Genomic DNA, 13,726 nt, shown 5'->3' with positions numbered 1-13,726 from the left:
ACGTTGCAAAGGCCCACCCCGCTGCGACTAGGGCGCAAGCGCCCAAGTCTCGCTGCCCCTCCCGCCTGCGGGAGGGGAAATCAGTTTAGTCCTCGATGCCAACTAACGCCCAAAACCCGCCCCTACCCGGCGCGCGCCGCTCAGCCCCCCTCCGCCAGCAGCGGGTCGAGCGCGGCCTTGAACTCGCGTTCGGTATAGGCGCCCTTCTTCGCGTGGCGGACGATGCCCTTGCGGTCGATGATGTAGGTCGAGGGCACCGCATTGTCGATCGAGCCGTAATTGCCGGTCATCCGGTTCGAGAGCGGATAGGAGAGCAGCTCGGACACCTTCTTGAGCTGCGACTTGGACACGCTGTCCTCGGTCGTCACCCCGAACATCTCGAGCCCGCGCGCCTGGTTGGCTTTGAAATAGCGGTGCATCATCGGCATTTCGGCCTTGCACGGCGCGCACCAGGTCGCCCAATAGTTGATCACGACGACCTTGCCCTTCATCTCGGCCAGCGTGACCTTGCGCTTGTCGAAGGTGGTGAGGGTGAAGGCGGGCGCCGGATGGCCGGGCGTCGGGGTCTTGCCCGGCGACGCGCCGAGCAGCAGGGCGGCGGCGAGCGGTGCGAGCAGCAGGCGGGCGGACGAGGCGATGGTCATGCGGCGAATAGACGCAAAAACATGAAGCCAGGCAAGCCGGAAAGCCGCGGGCGGGCGATGCTGCGCTGGCTGCTCGCGATCGCCTATGCCTATGCGGGATATCGCCATCTCGCGACGCCCGCGCCCTTCCTCGCGATCACCCCGCCGTGGGTGCCTTTTCCCGCCGAGGTCGTGGCCTTCACCGGGGTCGCCGAACTCGCCGGCGCGGCGGGGCTGCTGGTCCCGCAGACGCGCAAGGCCGCGGGCTGGGGTCTCGCGCTCTATGCGCTGTGCGTCTGGCCCGCGAATTTCCACCACGCGCTCGCCGACATCGCGATCGGCGGCGAGACCTTGAGCTGGTGGTACCACGGCCCGCGGCTCGCGCTGCAGCCGGTGATCATCTGGTGGGCGCTGTGGGCAGGCGGGGTCACCGACTGGCCTTTCCGCCGCCGCTGACCCCTATTTCGCCACCGGCGTCTCGATCGGCGGCTGGCCCTTCTGGCTCGCGGCATAGGCCTCGACCGCCTTCAGCACGCGCAACATGTTGCCGCTCGAAATCTTCTCGAGCTCGGCCTGGGTGTAGCCGCGCCGCGCGAGTTCGGCGAACAGCCGCGGATAACCGCTGACGTCCTCGAGCCCGACCGGGGTCGCGTCCATCCCGTCATAATCGCCGCCGATGCCGATATGGTCGATGCCGATCGTCTTTTTGATATGGTCGATATGGTCGGCGGCGATGCCGATCGGCACCTGCGGCGGCGGGTTCGCCGCCTCCCATGCCTTGAGCGCCGCCCCGGCGGCGGCGGGATCGCCGACATAGCGCGCGTCGAGCCGCGCCTTTTCGGCGGTCTTGGCGAGGCCATGTTCGCGCAGCTTGGGGTCGAGGAAGGCGGCGTAGAGCACGACCATGATCACCCCGCCGTTCGCCTTGACCGCGGGCAGCACCGAGTCGGGGACGTTGCGCGGATGGTCGTTGACCGCGCGCACCCCCGAATGGCTGAACATCACCGGCGCGTGCGACACGTCGAGCGCGTCCTTCATCGTCGCCTCGCTGACGTGGCTCAAATCGACGATCATGCCGAGGCGGTTCATTTCGCGCACGACCTGCTTGCCGAAATCGGTGAGCCCGTCATATTTGGGCGCGTCGGTCGCGCTGTCGGCCCAGGGCGTGGTCTTGCTGTGCGTCAGCGTCATGTAGCGCACGCCCATGCCGTACATCTCGCGCAGCACCGCGAGGCTCGACCCGATCGACTGGCCGCCCTCGATGCCGAGCATGCCGGCGACCTTGCCCGCCTTCATCTGGCTTTCGAGTTCGGCCGCGGTCCGCGCGAAGCCGAGGTCGTTGGGGTAAAGCGCGATCAGCCTTTTCGCGACGTCGATCTGCTCGATCGTCTGCTGCACCGCCTGCTGCTCGTTCGTGTTCGACGGCACATAGACCGACCAGAATTGCGCGCCGACATGCCCCTTGCGCAGCCGCTGGATGTCGGTGTGCATCACCGTCCCGTCGGGCTTGGGCCTGGTCGTGTCGTTGAAGTCGAAGCCGTTGATCACGTTGCCGACGCTGCCCCGCAGTTCCCACGGCACGTCGTTGTGCCCGTCGAACACCGGCGCCTTCTTGAGCGCCGCCTCGGCGACCGCCTCGGGGGTCTTCTGGGCCATGGCAGGGGCGGAGACGAGGGCGAGAGCGGCGAGGCCGGCGAGCAGGGAGGGCTTGTTCATGACGCGCGACCCTAATGCGTTGATCGGGCGGTGCAAGCCGCGAGGCGGGCGCGTATGAAGGAAAGGCATAGGCTATGCCGTTTCACGGTCAGGGAAACGCGCCTTGACGTTTACGTCAACCCCGCGCAGCATTCGCGCATGACAGCTTTCGACGACTGGCGCGCGCGTTCGCCCTTTTATGACGAGACCCATGAGGCGCTGGCGCAGAGCGTGCGGCGGTTCGTCGAGCGCGAGGTCGCGCCCAACATCGACCGCTGGGAGGCCGAGGGCGAACTGCCGCGCGAGCTGCACAAAAAGGCCGCGGAAGCGGGCCTATTGGGGCTGCGCTACCCCGAGGAATATGGCGGCCATTCGGAAGGCTTCGACAATTTTCACGGGCTGGTGCTGACCGAGGAGCTCGCCGCGGTCGGCGCGGGCGGGCTCGGCGCGTCGCTGATGACGCATGGCATCGGGCTGCCGCCGATCCTCGCTTTGGGGTCGGAGGAGCTCAAGCAGCGCGTCGCGCCGCCGGTGCTCGCGGGCGACAGGATCATCGCGCTCGGCATCACCGAGGCGGGGGGCGGCAGCGACGTCGCGAACCTCAAGACCACGGCCGTCCGCGACGTCGACGATTATGTCGTCAACGGCGGCAAGATGTTCATCACCAGCGGCATGCGTGCCGACTGGCTGACCTGCGCGGTGCGAACCGGCGGGCCAGGCGCGGCGGGCATTTCGCTGCTGCTGATCGACATGGACGCGCCCGGGGTCGAGCGCACGCGGCTCGACAAGATGGGCTGGCGCTGCAGCGACACCGCCGCGATCCATTTCAGCGACGTGCGCGTGCCGGCGGCGAATTTGATCGGACCCGAGAATGGCGGCTTCATCGGCATCATGCGCAATTTCAATTCGGAGCGGCTGGGCATGGCGATGGGCTGCTGCGCCTATGCGCGCGTCGCGCTCGCCGAGGCGGCCGCGTGGGCGCAAAATCGCGAAACCTTTGGACGTCCGCTCGTCGGCCACCAGTCGATCCGCATCAAGCTCGCCGACATGGAGCGCCAGATCGAGGCGACGCAGGCGTGGGTCGACCTTGCCGCCTGGCAGGTGAAGAGCGGCAAGGACCGCCCCGCCGACTTCGCGATGCTCAAGGTGCAGGCGACGCGCATGCTGGAAAGCGTCGCGCGCGAGGCGGCGCAGGTGTTGGGCGGCGCCTCCTATATCACCGGCAGCAAGGTCGAGCGCATCTACCGCGAGGTGCGCGTCAACGCGATCGGCGGCGGGAGCGAGGAAATCATGCTCGATTTGGCCGGGCGGCAGTTGTTCGGGGGCAAGCGTTAGCCTGTAAGGATGCCGCGTGGACGGCGGCCTTGGGGTGGGGAGCGGACATATTAATCCTCCCTGCGGCGAAGCCGTGGGGAGGGGGACCACCCGCAGGGTGGTGGAGGGGTCGACGCCATAAACGTCGGCTCAAGGCCGCCACCCCTCCACCATGCTGCGCATGGTCCCCCTCCCCATCGCTTCGCGACAGGGAGGATTAAAAGGGCCGCAAACGCCCGATACCAGACGGCAATCACCGGTCGCGCCACCTCAATCGGGCGACCCGGCCTTCGCCTTCTCCGCCAGCACGCGCGATTCGGCTTTGAGCGGGCGCGACACCGGGCAGACTTCCTGGACATAGCCGTTGAGCACATTGGTCAGCGCGTCGGGGATCAGGCGGTAGAAGACGAACTGGCCGCGCTTCTCGCTGATGATCAGCCCGGCGTTTTCGAGCACCGACAGATGCTGCGACACCGCGGGTTTGCTCATCTCGAAACGCGCGGCGATGTCGCCCGCGCTGAGTTCGGCATGCGCAAGATAGGCGAGAATCCGCCGCCGCGGCGTCGACGCCAATGCCTGAAAAACCCGTTCCATCGTCCCGAAATGGGCATTTCGCCCGCCCTTGACAAGCAATAATTTATTTAAGTAATTACTTATATTCTTTGCGAGCGAGGAGTCGGGCGATGCGAAGCGGTCATGATCCCCATGCGGTGAATTTCCTGATCGATACGCCTGCCCCCGGCTATCGCCCCGATCCGGTGGCGGGGACGGTGCGCGCCGATGGACCGAGCATCGTCTGGAACGGCGGCATGGCGCTGGTCGCGCTCGCCGCCGGGCCCTTCTTCGTCACGCCGGGGACGATCCTGCTCTTCTTCCTCACCACCGGCGCCGCGCTGCTGCTCGGGCACAGCGTGGGTTATCACCGGATGATGATCCACGGCAGCTTCGCCGCGCGGCGCTGGCTGGCGCGGACGCTGATCTGGTTCGGCGCCTTCACCGGCATGGCGGGGCCTTATGGCATCGTGCGCGCGCACGACACGCGCGACTGGGCGCAGAGACAGGCCAACTGCCACCCCTTCCTGCGCCACGGCACAAACATCGTCCGCGACGCCTGGTGGCAGATCTATTGCCGGCTCGACCTCGACCGGCCGCCGCGCTTCGACTTCGCCGCGCTCGACCGCGACCCCTTCATCGGCTGGCTCGAAAAGACGTGGCGCTGGCAGCAGTTACCCGTCGCCCTGCTCTTCTTCGCGATCGGCGGCTGGGGCTGGGTCGTGTGGGGCGTCGCGGCGCGCGTCGCGGTCGCCAACCACGGCCATTGGCTGGTCGGCCATCTCGCGCACAACCGCGGGCCGCAGCACTGGACGGTCGATGCGCATGGCGTGCAGGCCTATGACGTGCCCTGGGCGGCGATCCCGACGATGGGCGAGGCGTGGCACAACAATCACCATGCTTATCCGGGCTCGGCGCGCATCGGGCTGCACCCGGGGCAGAGCGACTGGGGCTATGCGTTCATCCGCCTCTGCGAGCGGCTGGGGCTGGTACGGGACGTCCAGACCCCGAACACGCTCGGTGCGCGGCGCGGGCTGAGCCTTGTGGCAAAGGACGAGGCGGCGCCTGCAGGGGTCGCGGGAGCGGCGCGATGACCTATCTGCGCACCGAACTGCCCGCCGCCTTACGCTATGCGCTCGCCGCCGCGGCGCTGATCCTGTCGCAGCATGTCATGGTCTTCCTCGCCTTTTACGCGCTCGACATGCCGCTCGCGCTCGACGACTATTTCTGGCTCTTTCCGATCCGCCAGCTCGCGATGCTGCCCGATGCGTCGCCCTTCGTCGCGATCGGCGCTTTCGCCTTCTGCCTCGGCATCTCGGGCGCGCTCGCGCGGCTGTCGCTGCGCCGCGCGCAGCGGCTGGGGCGCGGCGGCGGGCTCGCGCTCGGCGCGATGATCCCGACGCTGCAGATCTTCGCCGTCGTCATTCTCGCGCTGCTCTGGCCGCGCCGCGACGCAGCCGACCATTATCGCGCCGGCGATCCCGCGCCGCCCCACCAGATCGCGATCGGCATCTTTGCCGGCACCGCGCTGATCGTCGTCGCGGTCGCGGTGTCGGCGCTGACGATGGGCGCCTATGGCTGGGGGCTGTTCGTCGCGACGCCCTTCCTCGTCGGGCTGATCACCGGCTTCCTCGCCAACCGCGGTCCCGTGCGCAGCGTCGGCGACACGGTCGGCGCGGTCGCGGCGGCGGGGGCGCTCGGCACGCTCGCGCTGCTGATGCTCGCGCTCGAGGGGCTGATGTGCGTGATCCTGATCCTGCCGCTCGCGGCGGGGCTGGCGATCGTCGGCGGCCTCGTCGGCCGCGCCGCGGCGAAGCGGCTCGTCGATCCGCGCCAGCCCTTCTACAGCGTCGCGCTGCTGCCCCTGATCTTCCTGCTCGACGCCGCGATGCCGCCCGAGCTGCCGATTGCGACGCGCGCCGCGATCACCATCGACGCCCCGCCCGAGGCGGTGTGGGCCAGCCTGACCGCCGACCGGCCGGTGCGCGAGAAGCCCGGGCTCGTGGGTCTCGCGGGGCTCGCCTATCCCGTCGCGGCGCGCATTGCGGGCGAGGGCGTGGGCGCGCATCGCCATGGCAGCTTTTCGACCGGCACCGCCGACGAGCGCGTCACCGTCTGGTTGCCCGGCCGCGCGCTGGCGTTTCGCGTCGTCCGCCAGCCGCCCGCGATGGAGGAGATGAGCCCCTATCGCAAACTCCAGACGCCGCATCTGGTGGGCTATTTCGACACCGGCGAGACGCGCTTCGACCTTGATCCGCTACCGGGCGGACGGACGCGGCTGACCGTCCGCGCCGGGCATGTGCTGCGCATCGATCCGGTGCTCTATTGGGGGCCGATCGCGCGCTGGGCGATCGGGCAGAATGTCGGGCGGGTGCTGAGCGACGTCAGGCGCGATGCCGAGGGTCGACACGAAGCAGGCTTGGCGGCACATTCGCGGGATGGACAATCACCCGCACAGCTGGCCGACTGAGGCCGACACCATCCTTCCCGACCTGGTCGACCTGCGCCGCGCGATCCACCGCGAGCCCGAGCTCGGCCTGCAGAACCCCAAGACGCTCGCGAAGATCAAGGACGCGCTCGCCGGGCTACCGCTCGAATTTCGCGAGGGGCCGTCGACCAGCGGATTGGTCGCCATTTTGCGCGGGCCCGCCAACGGCCGCACCGTGCTGCTGCGCGGCGACATGGATGCGCTGCCTTTGGTCGAGGACACGGGGCTCGACTTCACCTCGGAGACGCGCGGCGCGATGCATGCGTGCGGGCACGACACACATGTCGCGATGCTCGTCGGCGCGGCGAAACTGCTCTGCGCGGCGAAGGACCGGCTGCCCGGCACGGTGATGTTCATGTTCCAGCCGGGTGAGGAGGGCCATCACGGCGCGCGCTTCATGCTCGACGACGGGTTGATCGATCCGCTGCCCGACGCGGCCTTTGCGCTGCACATCATGCCCAATGCGCCGCACGGCGTGTTCGCGGGCAAGCCCGGGCCGCTGCTCGCCTCGTCCGACGTGCTGTCGATCACCGTCAAGGGCGCGGGCGGGCATGCGTCGATGCCGCATGACGCCATTGATCCCATTCCCGTCGCCTGTTCGATCGTCACCGCGATCCAGACGATGGTGACGCGCCGCGTGTCGGTGTTCGACCCCGCGGTGATCACCATCGCCAGGATCGCGGCGGGCACCACGAACAACATCATCCCCGAGAGTGCCGAGATGCTCGGCACGATCCGCACGCTGTCGCCGCACCGCCGCGCCGCGGTCGCCGCCGAGCTCCGGCGCCTCGCCCCCGCGATCGCCGAGGCGCATGGCTGCACCGCCGAGGTCGAGATCGTCGAGGGTTTCCCCGTCACCGTCTGCGACAGCCGCGCCGCCGCCTTTGGCCAGCGCGTCGTCGAGGAGGTCTTCGGCGAGGCGGCGTGGCTGACGATGGACAACCCCGTGATGGGCGCCGAGGATTTCGCCTATGTGCTCGAGAAAGTGCCCGGCGCGATGTTCTGGCTCGGCGCGAGTCACGAGGGCAGCGACTGGCGCAGCTGCTGCGGCCTGCACTCGAACCGGATGGTGCTCGACGAAAAGGTGATGGCGCGCGGCGCGGCGCTGCACGCGGCGCTGGCGGAGCGGTTCTTGAATGAGGGGTTTGCGTAGGAAAAAATATCTCACGCAAAGGCGCAAAGGCACAAAGAAGGAGGCAAGGTGGACGTCGAGGCACTGGCCAGCATAACCGTCGATTGCGGCTTCCACCTCCATAAGGAATTGGGTCCGGGACTGCTGGAGTCGGTCTATGAGGCGATCATGGCGGACCAACTCGCCCGGCGCGGCCTTGATGTTGTTCGCCAAGTGCCCATTCCCGTCCGCTATGGCGGAGTCGAGCTTCCCGAAGGATTTCGCGCCGATCTTTTGGTCGAGGGTCGGCTACTCGTCGAATTGAAATCCGTTGAGCGGCTATCGCCGCTCCATGGTAAACAGGTGCTGACCTATCTTCGCCTGCTCGAAATGCCTCTCGGCCTCCTGATCAACTTTGGTGGCGAGACTTTCAAGGAAGGCGTCAAACGTATCGTCAACAACCATCGCCCTTAGCCGCCTTTCTTTGTGCCTTTGCGCCTTTGCGTGAGATTTGACGCCCTCGACTTGGCAAACTGCCTCCCGGCCCTAAGCTTCATCCAACATCCACCTGAAAGGACCGCTCCATGATCAATATCCTCAGCGCCATCATTTCGGGCCTGCTCATCGGAGCGCTCGCGCGCTTCTTTTATCCCGGCGCGGTCGCCATGGGGTGGGTCGCGACGATCCTGCTCGGGATCGGCGGGTCGCTGCTCGCGGGGCTGGTCACCTCGCGCGGGCAGCGCGAGTTTCATGGGGCGGGGTGCTTCGCCTCGGTCGTCGGGGCGATCGTGCTGATCTTCGTCGGGCGGCTGCTCGGCATCGGCGGCTGACGCCTATTCGATCATCGCCTCGACCGTGTCGTGCGGGTAGAGGATGAATTCGCGATAGAGGCGGTAATGCGCGGTGTCCTCGAGTGTCGTCGGCTGCATCGCAAAAGGATCGATCTGCCACAGGTCGGCGTCGGGCAATGCCATCAGGATCGGCGAGTGCGTCGCCATGATCACCTGGCAATTCTCCGCGCGCTGCATCCGGCGCAGGATTTTCAGGAAGTCGAACTGGCGCTGCGGCGACAGCGCGGCTTCGGGCTCGTCTAGGATATAAAGCCCTTGCTGACTCATCCGCTCTTCGAAAAAGTCGATAAACCCTTCGCCGTGCGATGCGGAGAGGAAGTTCGCGCGCGGCGACCCCGCCTCGTCGAGATAGCGCGCGACCGAAAAGAAGGTTTCGGCGCGGAAGAACCAGCCGCGCTTGACCTGCGGCAGCCAGGCGCTGCGAAACGCCCGCCCGAGCGCGCCGCCGTCGGCGCCCGACGCATGGCCTTCGCCGACCGCCGCCATGCCCTGCGCGCCGCCGCCTTCGTTGAACCCCGCCATCGTTGCGATCGCTTCGAGCAAAGTCGACTTGCCCGAGCCGTTTTCGCCGACGATGATCGTCACCGGCTTTTCGAAGCCGATGTCGAGGCCATCGCGCAGCAGCGGCATGTTGAACGGATAATCGTCGGGCTCGGCCCACTCGGGCCAGTCGACCGCGCCGTCGCCATCCTCGGGCAGCCACACGCGTTTCAGGAAGGGCGGCGGCAGGCGGGTGTCGCGCGGCCGCCGCGCCATCAGGGCACCAGCACCGTGTCGCGCGGCTCGGGGAGCATCGCCGGATAGTCGAGCGTATAATGCAGCCCGCGGCTTTCCTTGCGGTGCAGCGCGCTCCTGACGATCAGTTCGGCGCATTGGAGCAGGTTGCGCAGCTCGATGAGGTCGGTGGTGACGCGGAAATGACCGTAATAATCCTCGACCTCGTGCGTCATCATGTTGATGCGGTGTTGCGCACGTTCCAGCCTCTTGGTGGTGCGCACGATGCCGACATAGTTCCACATGAAACGGCGGATTTCGGTCCAGTTCTGCTTGATGATCACCTCTTCGTCGCTGTCGGTGACGCGGCTTTCGTCCCAGGCGCGGATCGGCGGCGGGGGTTCGAGCGCGTCCCAGCGCGCGACGATGTCCTTCGCCGCGGCCTCGCCGAAGACGAAGCATTCGAGCAGCGAGTTCGATGCGAGGCGGTTGGCGCCGTGCAGCCCGCTTTCGGTGCATTCGCCCGCGGCGTAGAGCCCGGGGAGGTCGGTGCGGCCATCGAGGTCGATGAGGATGCCGCCGCAGGTGTAGTGCTGCGCGGGCACCACCGGGATCGGCTGCTTCGTCATGTCGATGCCGAGCGTCAGCAGCTTGTCGTAGATGTTCGGGAAATGGCCCGCGACGAAATCGGGGTCGAGGTGGCTGATGTCGAGATGGACATAGTCGAGCCCGTAGCGCTTGATCTGGTCGTCGTTGGCGCGCGCCACGACGTCGCGCGGTGCGAGTTCGGCGCGCGCGTCATAATCGGGCATATAGCGATGCCCGGTGACGGGATGCTTGAGAATACCGCCCTCGCCGCGCACCGCCTCGGTGATCAGGAAATTCTTGACGTCGAGATTGTAGAGGCAGGTCGGGTGGAACTGCATCATTTCCATGTTCGAGACGCGGCAGCCCGCGCGCCACGCCATCGCGACGCCGTCGCCGGTCGCGCCCCTGGGCGCGGTCGAGAACTGGTACACGCGCCCCGCGCCGCCGCTCGCGAGGATCGTCGCGCGGCCGACATGCGCACGGACCTTGCCGCTCTTCTCGTCGAGCGCATAGACGCCCCACACGCGCCCCGAACCGGAGTAACGCTCCTCGTGGCGGCCGGTGATCAGGTCGATGCACGCCTGCCCGGGGAGCAGGGTGATGTTCGGATGCGCCTCGGCGGTCTTCAATAAGGCCGCCTGCACCGCCCAGCCGGTCGCGTCGTCGACATGGACGATGCGGCGGTGCGAATGCCCGCCCTCGCGCGTCAGGTGGAGCGCATCGCTGTCCTTGTTGAAGGGCACCCCCATCTCGACCAGACGCTCGATCGAAGCCGGGGCGTTTTCGACGACGAACTCGACCGTCTCGCGCCGGTTGAGCCCCGCGCCCGCGACCATCGTATCCTCGATATGGTTTTCGAAGGTGTCGCCCGCGTCGAGCACCGCGGCGATGCCGCCCTGCGCCCAGGCGGTCGAGCCGCCGGTGAGCTCGCCCTTGGCGAGCACGAGCACGCGGCAATGATCGGCGAGCGCGATCGCGGCGGTCAGCCCCGCGGCGCCGGAGCCGACGATGATGACGTCGTGAGAACTAGTATCCGACATCAAATTTCCGTTCGTGTCGAGCGAAGTCGAGACACCCGAAGGGCAGCGCCACGCCGATGGGCATCTCGACTTCGCTCGATGCGAACGGGGAAGAGAGGTTAGCCATTCGCCGCGCGCGTCAGGTTGAGGAAGACGTCCTCGAGATCGGCCTCGCGGGTCGAGACGTCGACGATGCCGTGGCCCATGGCGTTGACCGCGGCGAGCACCTCGCCCGCGTTCATGCGGTCCTTGTTGTAGCTGATCGCGAGCCCGCGCTCGCCCTCGCGCTCGACCTTGTCGAAGGCGGGATGAGTGGGAAGTACCATGACGTCCTGGTCGAGCGTCACCACGACGATCTTCTCGCGCGCCATGTCGACCAGCTCGCGCGTCGGCTTGTTCGCGATGAGCTTGCCGTGGTTGATGATCGCGATGCGGTCGCAGAGCTGCTCGGCTTCCTCGAGATAGTGCGTCGTGAGCACCACGGTGACGCCGCGGTCGTTGAGGCTCTGCACATATTCCCAGAGCTGCTGGCGGAGCTCGATGTCGACCCCCGCGGTCGGCTCGTCGAGCACGATGATCGGCGGCGAATGGACCATCGCCTTGGCGACGAGCAGGCGGCGCTTCATGCCGCCCGACAAGGTGCGCGCATAGGCGTCGCGCTTGTCGCTCAAATGCACCGCGGCGAGCAACTCGTCCGAAATACGCTTGCCCTTGGGCACGCCGTAGAGCCCCGCCTGATTCTCGAGCGTCTCGAAAGGCGTGAAAAAGGGATCGAAGACGATTTCCTGCGGCACGATGCCGATCGAATATTTGGCGTTGCGCGGATCGGCGTCGATGTCGAAGCCCCAGATGCTCGCCGACCCCGCGGTCTTGTTGACCAGCCCCGCGAGGATGTTGATCAGGGTCGACTTGCCCGCACCGTTCGGCCCGAGCAGCCCGAAGATCTGGCCGCGGGGCACATCGAAGCTGACATTGTCGAGCGCCTGCTTGCCGCCGGCATAGGTTTTGGAGACGGCGTCGATGCGAATAGCGGCTTCGGTCATGGCCGCCTCCATAGCCGCGCGCAGGCGCCCGCGAAAGCCCGTGTTCCGGCAAGGAAATCTTTACCATGGCGAGTAAGCATATTTTGTCACCTTGGCGCTATGCGGGGAGATGTGAGGACCAGACACATCATTTGCCCGCCGCTTTCCCGGCGCGGCCTAGCCGTCATTGCGCTCGCTTTTGCGCCGTTCGCCGCCCCGTCGGCGCACGCGCAGAACAATGCGCAGGGCGAAGCCGAAGCCATCGTGCTGCGGCCCCTTAGCTTCTTCAAGGTTAACGACCTCGACTTCGGCGACATCATCGCGTCGACGAGTGCCGGCACCGTGCGCCTCTATCCCGACGGATCGCGCACGCGCACCGGCGGGGTGACGCTGGCCGGGTCGGACGGCGAGCCCGCGCGCTTCGCGGGGCTCGGCACCTACAACCGCGAGGTCAGCATCTCGCTCGGCGCGAACCAGATCTGGATCACCGGACCGGGGGCGCAGATGCGCGTGCGCAATTTCGAGATCGGGTCGACCCCGACCGCGATATTGTCGACGACGCCGACGCGCTTCCGCATCGCGAGCACGCTCGGCAGCTATAATTTTCCGGTCGGCGCGACGCTCGACGTCAACGCCAACCAGGCGCCCGGCGACTATGCCGGCAGCTTTACGATCACGCTCAATTATCTCTGACCGCGTGGGGAGACGGCACCGGGGGACCACTTGCGCGTTTCGGGGGAGATGCGCTCGCCGGTGCCGTCATGGCGGCACAAGCCGCAGGGAAAAAGGCCTGAGAGTCCCGATTGCGGCGCCGCCGCGCGCTTGCTATGGGCGCGGTCGATGACCCAGAGCGCTCCCGAAACGATCCGCACGCCCAAGACCCGCATCGCCTGCGACGGCACCGGCGACGGCCTCGCCGACGCCGCGCTCGGCCATCCGCGCGTGTGGCTCGAGATCGACACCGACGAGGGTTTCGCTGACTGCGGCTATTGCGACCGGCGCTTCGTGCTGATCGGCGGGATCGCCGACAAGGGTTGATGGTCGGCGGAACGCCGACGGGAGCTGAACCGCGGCCCAAGGCGTAAACGCCGCCTTTACCACGCCGACGCATCATCGATTCACACCCTGCTGGCATAGTCTGTGCCAGACAGGAGCAGAATCGTGGGGATTCGAGGGACCAGCACCAGTCGGGCCGCCATGCGCGGCCTGACCATCGCCGCAGCGCTGACCGCGCTGTGCGCACCCGCGCAGGCGGCCGATTACAACGGCACGACCACCGCGACCGTCGTCCGGCCCAACACGCTGGTGAAGACCGACGATCTCGATTTCGGCACGCTCGTCAGCGGCACCACCGGCGGCACCGTCACGATCAACGCGGTCACCGGCGCGCGTACGACGAGCGGCGGCACCACTCCGGTCGGCGCGGGGTTCCAGCGCGCACAGTTCCAGGGCACCGGCGGCCTGTTGCTGATCACCGTGTCGGGCAGCACCTCGGTCACGCTCACCCGCGCCGGCGGCGGCGCGACGCCGATGACCGCGACTTTGGTGCGCGCCGCGAGCACCAGCGGCGGCGGCATCGCGCTGCTCGGCTCGACTTTGCTGCCGAGCGGGGTGCAGACCTATTATATCGGCGGCACGCTCACCGTCCCCGCGAACCAGCCCGAGGGCGACTACAGCGGGACCTTCACGCTGACGGTGAATTATCTCTGAGCCGACGCTGCGCTAGAAGCTGACGTCGCTATGTTTCGC

At 67.3% G+C, this 13,726-nt stretch carries 16 protein-coding genes; 10 read left to right on the top strand and 6 right to left on the bottom strand.

Going from position 1 to position 13,726, the window contains the following annotated elements; all coding sequences use genetic code 11:
* Nucleotides 1–140 precede the first annotated feature (140 nt).
* Nucleotides 141–644: a TlpA family protein disulfide reductase gene (locus ATE62_RS13660; RefSeq protein ID WP_058810613.1), complete on the bottom strand. Its 504-nt coding sequence runs from the start codon at nt 642–644 to the stop codon at nt 141–143.
* Nucleotides 645–701: 57 nt separating this feature from the next.
* On the opposite strand from ATE62_RS13660, the gene ATE62_RS13655 reads away from it, so the two are divergent.
* The gene (locus tag ATE62_RS13655; protein ID WP_058810614.1) at nt 702–1,079 is read left to right on the top strand and encodes a DoxX family protein; all 378 of its coding nucleotides are present in this window, start codon (nt 702–704) and stop codon (nt 1,077–1,079) included.
* A gap of 3 nt (nt 1,080–1,082) precedes the next feature.
* Here ATE62_RS13655 and ATE62_RS13650 read toward each other — a convergent pair whose 3' ends face one another.
* Nucleotides 1,083–2,339 carry a dipeptidase gene (locus ATE62_RS13650; RefSeq protein ID WP_058810612.1) on the bottom strand — a complete coding sequence of 419 codons (1,257 nt, stop codon included), beginning with the start codon at nt 2,337–2,339 and terminating at the stop codon, nt 1,083–1,085.
* Nucleotides 2,340–2,477: 138 nt separating this feature from the next.
* On the opposite strand from ATE62_RS13650, the gene ATE62_RS13645 reads away from it, so the two are divergent.
* A complete protein-coding gene (locus tag ATE62_RS13645) occupies nt 2,478–3,653 on the top strand; it encodes an acyl-CoA dehydrogenase family protein (RefSeq protein WP_058810611.1) in 1,176 nt (391 codons plus the stop codon).
* 249 nt (nt 3,654–3,902) lie between these two features.
* Here ATE62_RS13645 and ATE62_RS13640 read toward each other — a convergent pair whose 3' ends face one another.
* Nucleotides 3,903–4,226 carry a metalloregulator ArsR/SmtB family transcription factor gene (locus ATE62_RS13640; protein ID WP_058810610.1) on the bottom strand — a complete coding sequence of 108 codons (324 nt, stop codon included), beginning with the start codon at nt 4,224–4,226 and terminating at the stop codon, nt 3,903–3,905.
* Nucleotides 4,227–4,315: 89 nt separating this feature from the next.
* Between ATE62_RS13640 and ATE62_RS13635 the strand changes: the two genes are divergently transcribed.
* The 5 genes from ATE62_RS13635 to ATE62_RS13615 all read left to right on the top strand — a co-directional run bounded on the left by ATE62_RS13635 (nt 4,316) and on the right by ATE62_RS13615 (nt 8,613).
* The gene (locus tag ATE62_RS13635; RefSeq protein ID WP_156420705.1) at nt 4,316–5,278 is read left to right on the top strand and encodes an acyl-CoA desaturase; all 963 of its coding nucleotides are present in this window, start codon (nt 4,316–4,318) and stop codon (nt 5,276–5,278) included.
* Nucleotides 5,275–6,654, top strand: a complete 1,380-nt coding sequence (locus ATE62_RS13630) for an SRPBCC family protein (protein WP_058810609.1) — start codon at nt 5,275–5,277, stop codon at nt 6,652–6,654. Before ATE62_RS13635 ends, ATE62_RS13630 begins: the two co-directional genes overlap by 4 nt.
* Nucleotides 6,623–7,825, top strand: coding sequence for a M20 metallopeptidase family protein (locus ATE62_RS13625; protein ID WP_058810608.1), 1,203 nt, complete (start codon nt 6,623–6,625; stop codon nt 7,823–7,825). Before ATE62_RS13630 ends, ATE62_RS13625 begins: the two co-directional genes overlap by 32 nt.
* A gap of 48 nt (nt 7,826–7,873) precedes the next feature.
* Nucleotides 7,874–8,257, top strand: a complete 384-nt coding sequence (locus ATE62_RS13620; RefSeq protein WP_058810607.1) for a GxxExxY protein — start codon at nt 7,874–7,876, stop codon at nt 8,255–8,257.
* Nucleotides 8,258–8,367: 110 nt separating this feature from the next.
* A complete protein-coding gene (locus ATE62_RS13615) occupies nt 8,368–8,613 on the top strand; it encodes a GlsB/YeaQ/YmgE family stress response membrane protein (RefSeq protein ID WP_058810606.1) in 246 nt (81 codons plus the stop codon).
* A 3-nt stretch (nt 8,614–8,616) separates the two neighbouring features.
* Here the strand turns inward: ATE62_RS13615 and ATE62_RS13610 are convergent, their stop codons facing one another.
* From ATE62_RS13610 to ATE62_RS13600, 3 genes are all read right to left on the bottom strand, one after another.
* Entirely contained in the window at nt 8,617–9,390 is a 774-nt protein-coding gene (locus tag ATE62_RS13610; RefSeq protein WP_058818534.1) for an AAA family ATPase, read from the bottom strand.
* Nucleotides 9,390–10,976, bottom strand: a complete 1,587-nt coding sequence (gene nadB / locus ATE62_RS13605) for an L-aspartate oxidase (protein ID WP_058809236.1) — start codon at nt 10,974–10,976, stop codon at nt 9,390–9,392. The genes ATE62_RS13610 and nadB overlap by 1 nt, the downstream gene beginning before the upstream one ends.
* Nucleotides 10,977–11,074: 98 nt before the next feature.
* Nucleotides 11,075–11,998: an ABC transporter ATP-binding protein gene (locus tag ATE62_RS13600; RefSeq protein WP_058809243.1), complete on the bottom strand. Its 924-nt coding sequence runs from the start codon at nt 11,996–11,998 to the stop codon at nt 11,075–11,077.
* A gap of 111 nt (nt 11,999–12,109) precedes the next feature.
* Between ATE62_RS13600 and ATE62_RS13595 the strand changes: the two genes are divergently transcribed.
* The 3 genes from ATE62_RS13595 (at nt 12,110) to ATE62_RS13585 (ending at nt 13,687) form a co-directional block, all read left to right on the top strand.
* Nucleotides 12,110–12,670, top strand: a complete 561-nt coding sequence (locus ATE62_RS13595; RefSeq protein ID WP_058809234.1) for a DUF4402 domain-containing protein — start codon at nt 12,110–12,112, stop codon at nt 12,668–12,670.
* Between the two features lie 147 nt (nt 12,671–12,817).
* Nucleotides 12,818–13,015, top strand: coding sequence for a zinc-finger domain-containing protein (locus ATE62_RS13590; protein WP_058809232.1), 198 nt, complete (start codon nt 12,818–12,820; stop codon nt 13,013–13,015).
* Between the two features lie 159 nt (nt 13,016–13,174).
* Nucleotides 13,175–13,687 carry a DUF4402 domain-containing protein gene (locus ATE62_RS13585; RefSeq protein ID WP_058809230.1) on the top strand — a complete coding sequence of 171 codons (513 nt, stop codon included), beginning with the start codon at nt 13,175–13,177 and terminating at the stop codon, nt 13,685–13,687.
* Nucleotides 13,688–13,726: the final 39 nt, after the last annotated feature.

It is taken from the genome of Sphingopyxis sp. HIX, from assembly GCF_001468285.1.
GTDB lineage: Bacteria > Pseudomonadota > Alphaproteobacteria > Sphingomonadales > Sphingomonadaceae > Sphingopyxis.
Note: the sequence above shows the minus strand (reverse complement) of the source record. Positions and strands in the feature narration are given on the sequence as shown.

Bases quoted from the DNA above. Each gene is read 5' to 3' on its own strand.
- ATE62_RS13660 (WP_058810613.1), bottom strand. From the start codon at position 644: ATGACCATCGCCTCGTCCGCCCGCCTGCTGCTCGCACCGCTCGCCGCC.
- ATE62_RS13655 (WP_058810614.1), top strand. From the start codon at position 702: ATGCTGCGCTGGCTGCTCGCGATCGCCTATGCCTATGCGGGATATCGC.
- ATE62_RS13650 (WP_058810612.1), bottom strand. From the start codon at position 2,339: ATGAACAAGCCCTCCCTGCTCGCCGGCCTCGCCGCTCTCGCCCTCGTC.
- ATE62_RS13645 (WP_058810611.1), top strand. From the start codon at position 2,478: ATGACAGCTTTCGACGACTGGCGCGCGCGTTCGCCCTTTTATGACGAG.
- ATE62_RS13640 (WP_058810610.1), bottom strand. From the start codon at position 4,226: ATGGAACGGGTTTTTCAGGCATTGGCGTCGACGCCGCGGCGGCGGATT.
- ATE62_RS13635 (WP_156420705.1), top strand. From the start codon at position 4,316: ATGCGAAGCGGTCATGATCCCCATGCGGTGAATTTCCTGATCGATACG.
- ATE62_RS13630 (WP_058810609.1), top strand. From the start codon at position 5,275: ATGACCTATCTGCGCACCGAACTGCCCGCCGCCTTACGCTATGCGCTC.
- ATE62_RS13625 (WP_058810608.1), top strand. From the start codon at position 6,623: ATGGACAATCACCCGCACAGCTGGCCGACTGAGGCCGACACCATCCTT.
- ATE62_RS13615 (WP_058810606.1), top strand. From the start codon at position 8,368: ATGATCAATATCCTCAGCGCCATCATTTCGGGCCTGCTCATCGGAGCG.
- ATE62_RS13610 (WP_058818534.1), bottom strand. From the start codon at position 9,390: ATGGCGCGGCGGCCGCGCGACACCCGCCTGCCGCCGCCCTTCCTGAAA.
- nadB (WP_058809236.1), bottom strand. From the start codon at position 10,976: ATGTCGGATACTAGTTCTCACGACGTCATCATCGTCGGCTCCGGCGCC.
- ATE62_RS13600 (WP_058809243.1), bottom strand. From the start codon at position 11,998: ATGACCGAAGCCGCTATTCGCATCGACGCCGTCTCCAAAACCTATGCC.
- ATE62_RS13590 (WP_058809232.1), top strand. From the start codon at position 12,818: ATGACCCAGAGCGCTCCCGAAACGATCCGCACGCCCAAGACCCGCATC.
- ATE62_RS13585 (WP_058809230.1), top strand. From the start codon at position 13,175: ATGCGCGGCCTGACCATCGCCGCAGCGCTGACCGCGCTGTGCGCACCC.